The sequence below is a fragment of the Paractinoplanes ferrugineus genome (assembly GCF_016862195.1).
Classification (GTDB): Bacteria; Actinomycetota; Actinomycetes; order Mycobacteriales; family Micromonosporaceae; genus Actinoplanes; species Actinoplanes ferrugineus.
The window spans coordinates 106,184-116,493 of record NZ_BOMM01000067.1; the positions used below are offsets into that span (position 1 = coordinate 106,184).

Below are 10,310 nucleotides of genomic sequence, written 5' to 3' on the forward strand. Positions count from 1 at the left end.
GTCGTGCTGGGCGAGGATGGTTCGGCCTGCGGGGCAGGATTCCTGGCCGCTGCGGACGTCGTGATCACTTGCGCCCATGTCGTGGCCGGGGCCGGTGGTGCGCCGGGCGGCCAGCTCGAGCTGGCCTTTCCTCATCTGCCCGGGGCGCCGCGGGTGCTTGCCCGGGTCGACCCTGCCGGCTGGCGTCCGGATGACCTGGAGGATATTGCGGTACTTCGTCTGGACCGGGTCCCCGACGGCGGCGCGGTGCTCTCGCTCGGGTCGGCGGCTGGGTGCCGCGGGCATCAGGTGTCGGTGTTCGGAGTGCCCGACGGACGGCTGCCCGGCCGGTTCGGTTACGCCCAGGCCGGTGATCTTCTGCCCGACCCGCACGACCGAGGCGGCCTCCTACAGCTGACCGCGGCCAACGATGTCACCGTCGGTTTCAGCGGTGCGCCGGTGATGGACGAGATGACCGGGCTGGTGATCGGCATGGTCACCTCGATCGACCAGGCCGACGGATATCAGCGAGGCTCGGGCGTCGCCTACGCGACCACCACGCAGGCGTTGCGGCGGGTGATCCCGGGGGTGCAGGAGCTGGCGGTGTGCCCATATCGGGGACTGGCCCCGTTCGACGAGCGGCACGCAGCCTGGTTCCACGGCCGCGACGAAGTGGTCCGGCAGGTGATCGCCGCTCTGTCTCGGCGGACGGTGCTGCTGCTGGGTCCCTCCGGATCAGGCAAGTCCTCGCTGATCCACGCCGGCGTCCTGCCGGCCATCGCCACCGGGGCGGACCTGCCCGGCTCGGACACCTGGACGGTGATCACCGCGCGGCCGGGCCAGGATCTGCTCTCGGAGCTCGACCACGCCGGACTCGCCGGCGCCGCCACCGTCGGACTGGAAGCCGCGATCAACGCCCGGCTGGCCCAGGAAGACACCCGCGGCGGGCTCCTGCTCGTGATCGACCAATTCGAGGAGTTGTTCACCGGCCCGGCCGCCGCCGGCGCCGGCGGCGATAACGTGCCGGAGCGACTGGCGGCCCTGGCCGCGCTGGTCGGTGCGGCCCCGACACTGCGGATCGTGCTGGTCATGCGCGACGACTTCTACCCCCGGCTGGCGGCCGCCGCGCCGGACCTGCTCAGAGCCATGACCCGAGGGCTTATCAATATCCCGGCTACGCTGACCCGGTCCGAGACCCAAGCCATCATCTGCCGCCCGGCCGAGTCCGTCGGGCTTCGCCTCGAAGCCGGGCTCCCTCAGCAGATCCTTGCCGACCTGGAGACCGTGGACACGGACCCCGCGACCCGTCAGATCCCCGTGACCGTGCTGCCGTTGCTGGAACTCGCGCTCCTGCAGCTGTGGGAACGGCGCGTGGACGGCCGGCTGACCCTGGACGGTTACCAACGCATGGGCCGGGTCACCGGCGGCCTAACCAGCCAATGCGACCAGAGCCTGGCGGCGCTCGACCCGCTTCACCGCCCGACCGCCCGCCGCATGCTGACCGCGCTGGTGCGTCCCGCCGACGTCGCACGACACATTGCGCCGGTACGCCGTCAAGTTCCTCTCGACGAGCTACGCGACCTCGCGGCCGACCACACTTCGCAGGCGGTCCCGATGGTCGACGCCGTGCTGAGAGCGCTGACAACGACCACGCCCCTGATCGTCACCCACGCTCAACCCGGCCAGCCTGACGCGCCACCGGTCGCCGAACTCATCCACGACGCGCTCATCCGGGACTGGTCGACCCTGCGAAACTGGGTCGACCAGGATTCCCGCTTTCACGACTGGCTGCGCCGCGCGGAGGACCAGCAACAGCATTGGATCTCGCACGGCAACGCCGCGGACTTGCTGCGTGGCACCGACCTCGCCGCCGGGCTCGAATGGTCACGCAGCCGCCGGCTTCCCACTGCGATCAGCGTTTACCTGAACAAAAGCCATCGGGCAGCCACCCGCCGGACCCGGCGCGCGCGGGCCGCCGTCGCGGTCATGGCCCTCCTTACGATCATCAGCCTTGCGGCCACGGCCCAAGCATTCACGCAGAAACGGGCCGCGGTCGCCGAGAAAAACGCCGCTGTGTCCCGGCGACTGGCGGTCCAGTCCCAGTTGCTCGCCGGAACCGACCTTGACCGCAGCACGCTACTGGCCCTGCACGCCTACCTTGTGAGCCCCACCCGCGAGGCACAGACCAGCGTCTACGCCGCCGAATCGACCTCGCGCGCGGTGCGCCGGGTGCTGATCGGCCACACCGGCGCCATCTCGGCGGTGGCGTTCAGCCCGGATCGAAGGACGCTCGCCACCGGAGGCCTGGACCACACAGTCCGGTTATGGGACGTCGCCTCCGGAACCAGCCGGAGCGTTTTCGACATCGGTGACGTCGGGGCGAACCCGGCCATGACGTTCAGCCCGAACGGCAAGTTCCTTGCTGTCGCCGGTGACGACTGGAAGGTACGACTGTGGGACCTGGCTTCCGGGACGCTGCTGACCGACTTCCCGGGGCTGCCGGAGAGCACCTGTTCGCTCGCATTCAGCCCGGACAGCGCGACGCTCGCGGCCGGCGGCACGGACCACACCATCCGTTTGCTCGACGTCGCGACCCGGAAGCAGGTGGTCACTCTCCGCGGGCGTACCCGAGCGGTGATGTCGGTGGCGTTCAGCCCGGACGGCAAGACTCTGGCCAGCGGCGGCGACGACCAGATCGTTCAGCTGTGGAACGTCACCAGCCGGGTTCCCGAGGCGACGCTGCCCGCCCAGGCCGAGATGATTCGATCGCTGGCCTTCAACGCAGACGGCACGACGCTGGCCAGCGGCAGCGACGACATGAGTGTATGGGTGTGGAAGGTGGCACTCAGGCGAAGGACGAACGTTCTCCAGGGCCACACCCAACCGGTGACGGCAGTCGCGTTCAGCCCGGACGGCAAGACACTCGCAAGCGCGGCCCTTGACCGGACCGTACGCCTGTGGGACGTGGCGACCGGCGCCACCCGGTCTGTCTTGACCGGCCACACCAAACCTGTCTGGGCGCTGGCTTACCGTCCGGACGACGCGGGCGCGACCCTCGCGAGCGCCGGCGAAGACGGCACGGCACGACTGTGGAATGCCGCTGACGGCCCCGCCCGGGCCATTCTTCTCAGCCGTACCCACAATGCCTGGTCGGTGGCGTTCAGCCCGGACGGCAAGACCCTGGCCGCCGGGACCGACGGCGCCAACCGGGCGGTAGAGCTGTGGAATCCCGCGACGGGCGAACCCGAGGCCAGTTTCCCGGGGCCATCCGTCGGGGTGAGGCCCGTGGTTTTCAGCCCGGACGGAACGATGCTCGCGGTAGGCGCCGAGAACGGCACGGTACGGCTGTTGAGCGTCGCGGACGGCCGCACCAAGGCCGTACTCCCAGGCCGCACCGGCATTACCGTGACTTCGGCGGCCTTCAGCCCGGACGGCACGATGCTCGCCACCGGCAACACCGACCACATGGTGCAATTGTGGGACATCCACACCGGTACGTCCAAGATCTTGAAAGGGCACACCGACGCCGTCTGGTGGGTGACGTTCAGTCCGGACGGCAAGACACTCGCCACCGGCGGCCAAGACCGCACTGTGCGGTTATGGGACGTCGCCAACGCGGCGATCGAATCCGTCCTCCGCGGCCAAGCCGAGGCGATCACCTCGGTGGCGTTCAGCCCGGACGGCGCCATCCTGGCAACTGCCAGCGAGGATCGAACCGTGCGGCTGTGGAACGTGAAGGACCGTAAAACCACGACCATCCTGACCGGCCATACCGAAGCGGTCCGAACGGTGGCCTTCAGCCCCGACGGCAAGACCCTGGCCACCGCCGCCAACGACTACACAGCGCGGCTATGGAATGTCGAAACCGGCATCAACCAGGTCACCTACACCGGCCACACCAGCTTCGTCTGGTCGCTGAAATTCAGCCCGGACGGCAAGACGCTCGCCACGGTTGGCGGCGACCAGACCGTCCGCCTGTGGGCAACCGACCTCCCTACCATCGGCGACGCCGTAGCCCACCTCTGCACAGCGATCGGACACGACCTCACAGCCGAGGAATTCGCGACCTACCTTCCCGACCGAACCCCACCGTTGTCGGCGCAAGTGGGAGTCTTCAAAGCTTCTAAGGGATGTCTCGCAGCTCAATGACAGTGCGGCCCCGGCGGTCGCTTTCTGGGTTATCCGCCCCACGCGGGCCGGTTCCGGCGGGGGCGAACGGGCCGTCGCTGGTGAACGCGTACTCGGCGAACCGCCGGCCGATCAGCTGGTGGGCCTCAGGGCTCGGGTGCAGGCCGTCGGGCAGCGGCAGCCCGGCGGCGTCGGCCGGGCCGTACAGTCCGGTGCCGTCCAGGTAGTGCAGGTTCTTGTCGGCCGCGCGCCGCTCGGCCAGCGAGCGCAGCTCGCGCCGGATCACCTCGAGCGTCAGGCGGCCCAGCGCGGTGTCGCCGGGCGTGCCGGTCGCGAGGAAGCGGACCTGACCGGTGCCGATCGAGCCGGGGTCGATCGCGCCCGGGCCGGGGGTGTGCTCGTGGATGCCGGCGAACAGCGGGGAGATGAGCAGCAGCGGAACGTCCGGGTGGCCGTCCCGGATGGTGTCGAGGAAGCCGTGGACCGCCGGCACGAACGTCCGCACCCGCATGCCGTCGAGGTTGACCACGTTGATGCCGAGCTTGACGCTGATGACGTCGGCCGGGACATCCCGGATCACCCGGGCCAGGAACGGGTCGACGAGGGCGCTGCCGCCGAGACCCAGGTTGCGCAGGCGCACCCCGGCCCGGCGGGCGGCGACGGCCGGCCAGATCTCGCTGGGGGCGAGCGCGTTCGAGCCCTGGCTGATCGAGCTGCCGTGGTGCACCCACAGCGGCTGGTCGGCGTCGTCGACCTCGATCGGGGCGTCGGCGCGCAGATCGAGCAGTTCGACGCTCTCGTTGTGCGGCAGCCAGATCTCGATCCGGTGGCGGCCGGCCGGCAGGCCCTCGATCGTCGTGGCGTGGGGCGGGCCGGGGTGCAACGAGCTGCGGCCGGTGGCGAGGTCGACCTCGATCCGGTCGCCGCCGGAGAGCTCGTCGCGGACGGCCAGCTCACCGTCGGCGTAGACGTCGATTCGCCCGCGCGGCCGATCGGCGCCGGGATAGGCGATCCAGGTCGGGCAGGTGACCATTTCGACGCGGGTCGCGGTGGTGTGGAAAACGACGCGTACGCCGGAGGTCTGGCTCTCCATCGCGAGCAGCTGGCCGTCCGGGAACTGTTCGCGCACCCAGGCGGGCAGCCGGTGCGGGCGGATGCCGCGCGGCGTGACCTCGACCTCAGCGGCGCCGTGAATGAGCTCGGCGGGCACGGACATCAGGAGTTCCTCTCAGCGGGCCAGTGGCGGAACGCGACGTCGAGGGCGTCGATCGCGCGGTGCCACGAGTCGTCGGTTGCGGGGTCGCGGTGACCGAAGCTGCCGTTCGCCTCGAGAGCGAGGAAGCCGTTGACGGTGGCGCCGAGCAGCCGGGTCGCGTGCACGAGTTCGGTCTCCGGCAGCCGGTAGCCGCGCAGCATCGCCAGGTTGAGCGCCACCACCCGGGCGGCCGCCGCCGAGCGCACGGTCGACGCCGCGGCCGGGCGTTGCAGGGCCGCCCACCGGCCGGGACACTCGCGGGCGTAGGCGCGGTGCGCGGCGGCCAGCGCGACCAGCGCGTCCCGCCCCGAGCGGCCGCCGATGGCCACGGCGATCCGGTCGGCGAGCTCGCCGAGGGCGAGCACGTGCACCCCGTCGAGTACGGCTGAGCGGTCGCGCACATGGGAGTAGAGGCTGGCGGTCTGCACCCCGAAGCGGCGGGCCAGCGCGGACACGGAGACAGCGTCGAAGCCTTCGCGATCGGCCAGCTCGGCCGCCGCGGCGATGACGGCCGCCGGGGTGAGGTTCGCACGTGCCATGACGCCAGCCTACACCCTTTAGGTTAGAACCTTCTCTCTGTAGGTTGCCGTCGCGGTGCTTGTCCGTGCGCGGGAACCGCCGGAGGTCAGTTCCGAAGCCCGCCAGGCGCGATGGACAGCACGTCGAAAAAACACGGTGGAAACAATTAACTAACATCGGTGTACGCCGTGCCGGTTCTGCCGGGAGTGCGCGTTCTGGCCACACTGACAATCCGCCACCCGTACTGACAATTTGCCGAAAGACGTAACAGCGGATATCGCGCGAGCTGCGAGGAACGTCAATGCACCGGCAATTCTTTTCTGCCGGGGAATGAGATTTGAACCATAGGTTGTCGCGTCGATTCTCCGGTAGACAGTGCGGCATGCGAAGAGCATTGACATCCGCTGTGCTGGGCGTCCTCTTTTCCGGTGCCCTGGCCTCTCCGGCCGTGGCCGCGCCGGCGACACCGCAGCCCGCGCCCGCCTCGAGTCGGTCCCTGCCCGTCGGCTGGCAGCTCCGGGGCAACGAATTGACCTGGCACGCGCCGGCTCCGGCGGGTGCCGGCCCCGCCGCGGTCGAGTTCTACGCCGGTGCCCGGCTGCTCGGCCGGCCCGACGCCGCGGCGGACCTGCGGACGTTCCGCCTGCGACTCACCGACCGCGCGGACCTGGCCGCGCTGGCCGACAGCCGCCGGAACGACCTGCAGGCGCGCGCCGGTGGCCGCCGTCTCGACGCCGAGGAGCCTCGGCGGGCGGTCGCCGACCCGGTGACCCCTACCCTGCCGGCCAACCCGGTCGACCCGGGCGTCAAGGGTCCGTACGCGACCATCACCGGCGAGTACCACCTGGACGACGTCACGCTGCCCGACCTCAAGACCAAGGTCGAGATGCAGGCCGTCGTGGTGGCCCCCGCCGGCGCGAGCGGTCAGCTGCCGCTCGCCCTGTTCCTGCACGGCCGGTACTACACCTGTTTCGTGGCCCAGAAGGGCGTCCAGCAGTGGCCGTGCCCGGCGGGCACCGAGCCGATCCCGAGCTACCGCGGGTTCCGGCGGTCCCAGGAACTGCTGGCCTCGCAGGGCTACGTCACCGTCTCGATCTCGGCGAACGGGATCAGCGCCCAGGACGTCCGGCTCCTCGACAACGGCACCCGGGCCCGGTCGGCGCTGATCCGCCGGCACCTGACCCAGTGGGCGGCCTGGATGTCCGACATCCGCACCGCCCCCGCGATCGTGCGGCAGTCCCCGCGGGCCGACCTCAGCAAGGTCCTGCTGGTCGGGCACTCCCGCGGCGGCGAGGGCGTCAACCGCGCCGCGATCGACAGCCTCGCCCCGGGGCCCGGCGACCCGATCGCGACGCGCTGGCAGATCCAGGGCATGCTGCTGATCGCACCGACCGCGTACGGGCAGAACCCGGCGCCGGACGTGCCGTCCGCGGTGATCCTTCCCGGCTGCGACTACGACGTCTACCGGCTCGAGGGCCAGACCTACGTGGACGGCACCCGCGGTGTCAGCAACGGCCGGGCCCTGCACGGCTCCCTGTACGTGGTCGGTGCCAACCACAACTTCTGGAACTCGGTCTGGGAGGCCAAGCCGATCGGCGACGACTGGCCGAGCCGCCCGGACAGCCCCGACCCGGTGTGTGAGAAGACCGCCCCGTCGCGGTTGACCGCGGCCCAGCAGCAGCAGGTCGGCGCCACGTACGCGGCCGCCGCCGCCCGGCTGTTCATCCAGGGGGACGACCGCGTGCGGCCACTGCTCGACGGCTCCGGCCGGCGGGCACCGTCGGCCGACCCCGCGCGGGTCTACAACCAGGCGATCGGCGGCGCCCGTCAGCCGGTGATCGAACCGGCGACCTCCCTGGGACTGACCGGCGCGACCTTGTGCAAGCAGGTGGACACCACGGCCGAGGCATGTCTGGACGCGGGCGTCTCACCGCACTTCGCGCCGCTCGACTGGGTGCCGAACGAACCGGGCCGCTACGCCGTGAAGATGGCCTGGGACGCCCCGGGAACCCCGATCAAGTTCCGCCCGGCGCAGGCGGCGACGGTCTCCGGCTACGACGCGTTGGCGCTGCGCATGGTCGTCGCGCCGGGCACCGGCCCGGTCCGCTTCGGCGTGGCGGTGACCGGCACCGACGGTCGCCGAACGGTACTGGACGACATCGCGGTCGAGAGCATGCCGGCCACCACGGACAACAGCCCGTTCTGGAGCCCGGAGGTCCGGGTCGCGCTGCGCGGTCTGGGCACGGTCGCCACCCTGGAGCTGATTCCCCGTACGGCATCGGGCCGGGCCTGGCTGATCGACGCCTGGGGCTGGCGGCCGGAGACGCAGACCGCGCAGCCGGCGACCCTGCCGCGCGTGGACATCGGCCGGATCACCGAGCCCGAGGGCGACGGCGCCCGGCGCACCCTGGTGGTGCCGGTGACGTTCACCGGGAGCGGCAACGGCCGGGTGCGCCTGTTCACGTACGACCCGGAGAGCGACGTGGTGGTGCCGACCGAGGTGGTCGTCAACGCGCAGACCACGACGGTCAAGATCCCGATCTGGGTCACCCCGGACACCAAGTACGACGTCGACCGGCAGTATCCGATCGTGGCGAAGGCCATCACCGGCGTAGCGGTCGGTGACTACGTCGGCGGTGTCGTCCTGGAGAACGACGATCCGCTGCCGGCGTTCACGGTGACCCCGGGGGACCAGACGGTGCCGGAGGCCGGCGGTATCACGTACGAGGTGAGCCTGCCCGCCGCGCTGCAGGACGCCGTCTTCGTCGGCCTGGAGCCGATCGCACCGGCCACCGGTCCCGAGTTGACCACCGCCGACGTCGACCCGGACTGGTTCCTGTTCAACGCCTACGGCGAGGAGGTGTTGCCGGATCGGCCGTTGTCTCAGACCGGCGCCGTCGAATGGACCTCGATCGAGCCGGGAACACTCACCGCGACAATCACCGTCCCGACGGTGGCCGACGGCGTGACTGAACCGGCCGAGCACCTCCGCGCCCGGCTCCTCATGATCGAGCCGGACCAGCGCAGCGCCGTCCCGGCCGGCCCGGTGGTCACCGCAACCGTGACCGACTGAGCGCCGTGGCTCCCGGCCAGGCATCACCGCCTGGCCGGGAACGGTTCGGCCGGCAGCGCCTACGGCCCGACCCTGCCGAAGCGGCCCCCTCGGGGTAATCGCGACCAGAGAGCCCGACAACGGCCAATCAATGGTTGGCATGACGCATCTCGGCCGGACCGCCAGCTACTATGACACGCCAAGCGATCCCTTCGAGAAGTCGGCCGGCTGACCACCAAGACACTCCTCAAAGCAATTGAACTGGGAATTGTCGACCACGCGGCAGAGCACCTGATCGCGGATTCTCAAGGCCGGACCGATAACGCGTGCCCCTTGGGCGCCGGCAGCTGCGGTGTCGCAGCAGGCACGGCGCTGGAGGCGGCTCGCTGTGGTATCCGGCGGCAAGCTGGTTGAGAATCCCGTGGCACTGATCGCGGACCCCGCACCCCGATGGGCGCGGCAGTCAGAGTACGGGTCAGGCCGGGCCCACCACGGACATCCATGATCCTCACAGCCGGAGTGGTAGGGCTGCTGGGCGGGCGAGGTGTCGCCGTTGCGTAGGTGGGTGAGGGCGTCCCTGACCCGCGCCGTCACGATGCGGACGGCTCAGTGTCTCGCCCATTCTGATTAGTACGTTCGCAGCTGCGGCGGCTCAGCTCGGAATCATCCGCCGACCGATCATCGCGCTCATCAACATGCGCGGCCGGTGATCGGGATATGGGTTCCGATTACGTTGGGGTCATGCGTTTCGTTATGGTATCGCTCCTTGCTGTCTCCTTCGCCTTGCTGACCTTTGCTGTCCAGCGGTTCCTTCGGTCCGACAGTCGTCCGGCAAAGCGCGGTGCACACAGCCGTTCGGTCGCAAAACGACGGCGATATCGACCCGGCCAAGAGGAAGCGTCATCTCATGATGGGGGAGGGGCCGGAAACGATCGCGTGGTGTATTCGTGCAGCGTACGGTTCGAGCGGCTGATGGATGCACCGACTGGACGCCTCTGGCCCTCGGAACGCCATCGGGTACCGCCGTGGGTAAAAACGTTTTACAGCAGTTCCTCACAAGCGGACCCGTGAAATGGTCGATCGCACTGCTCGGCGCCGCCGTCGACGATCTTGAGGCGATGCGGCATCCAGTCGCCGGCGTACGCGATCCTGGCCGGCACCCTGATCCCGATCGCGCCTCCCAGAACGGTGGCGAAGTAGCCGGAGATCACCGCGCCCAGGGCCCAGACACGGACGCGCCGGAGACCCCCGTGGTGTGAGGGCCTCCGGCGAGGCAGTTCCGTGCAGTGGATCAGGATCCGCGAAGAATCGGGTTGCCGTTGTCCGCGGCGCCGTTCTGCGAGCCCCCTTATTTCGCTGGTGCGTTTTGCGGCGCGG

General features: G+C 70.1%; 5 protein-coding genes. 2 read left to right on the top strand and 3 right to left on the bottom strand.

The genetic code is table 11. The annotated features are described in order from the left end of the window. The first annotated feature begins 3 nt into the window (after positions 1-3). Positions 4-4,128, top strand: a complete 4,125-nt coding sequence (locus Afe05nite_RS36505) for an nSTAND1 domain-containing NTPase (protein ID WP_203821870.1) — start codon at positions 4-6, stop codon at positions 4,126-4,128. On the opposite strand, the gene Afe05nite_RS36510 is transcribed toward Afe05nite_RS36505, so the two are convergent. Continuing rightward, positions 4,103-5,323, bottom strand: a complete 1,221-nt coding sequence (locus Afe05nite_RS36510) for a GDSL-type esterase/lipase family protein (RefSeq protein ID WP_203821871.1) — start codon at positions 5,321-5,323, stop codon at positions 4,103-4,105. The genes Afe05nite_RS36505 and Afe05nite_RS36510 overlap by 26 nt on opposite strands. Continuing rightward, entirely contained in the window at positions 5,323-5,901 is a 579-nt protein-coding gene (locus Afe05nite_RS36515) for a TetR/AcrR family transcriptional regulator (protein WP_203821872.1), read from the bottom strand. The genes Afe05nite_RS36510 and Afe05nite_RS36515 overlap by 1 nt, the downstream gene beginning before the upstream one ends. 362 nt (positions 5,902-6,263) lie before the next feature. Here Afe05nite_RS36515 and Afe05nite_RS36520 point away from each other — a divergent pair, with 362 nt between their 5' ends. Continuing rightward, positions 6,264-8,954 (top strand): alpha/beta hydrolase, encoded by a 2,691-nt coding sequence (locus Afe05nite_RS36520; RefSeq protein WP_203821873.1) that lies wholly within the window; start codon positions 6,264-6,266, stop codon positions 8,952-8,954. Between the two features lie 1,019 nt (positions 8,955-9,973). On the opposite strand, the gene Afe05nite_RS36525 is transcribed toward Afe05nite_RS36520, so the two are convergent. Further along, the coding region (locus tag Afe05nite_RS36525; protein ID WP_203821874.1) for a hypothetical protein at positions 9,974-10,310 on the bottom strand (337 nt) is incomplete at its 5' end.

Excerpts from the sequence above, each read along its gene's own strand:
- Afe05nite_RS36510 (WP_203821871.1), bottom strand. The coding sequence starts at position 5,323 with ATGTCCGTGCCCGCCGAGCTCATTCACGGCGCCGCTGAGGTCGAGGTC.
- Afe05nite_RS36515 (WP_203821872.1), bottom strand. The coding sequence starts at position 5,901 with ATGGCACGTGCGAACCTCACCCCGGCGGCCGTCATCGCCGCGGCGGCC.
- Afe05nite_RS36520 (WP_203821873.1), top strand. The coding sequence starts at position 6,264 with ATGCGAAGAGCATTGACATCCGCTGTGCTGGGCGTCCTCTTTTCCGGT.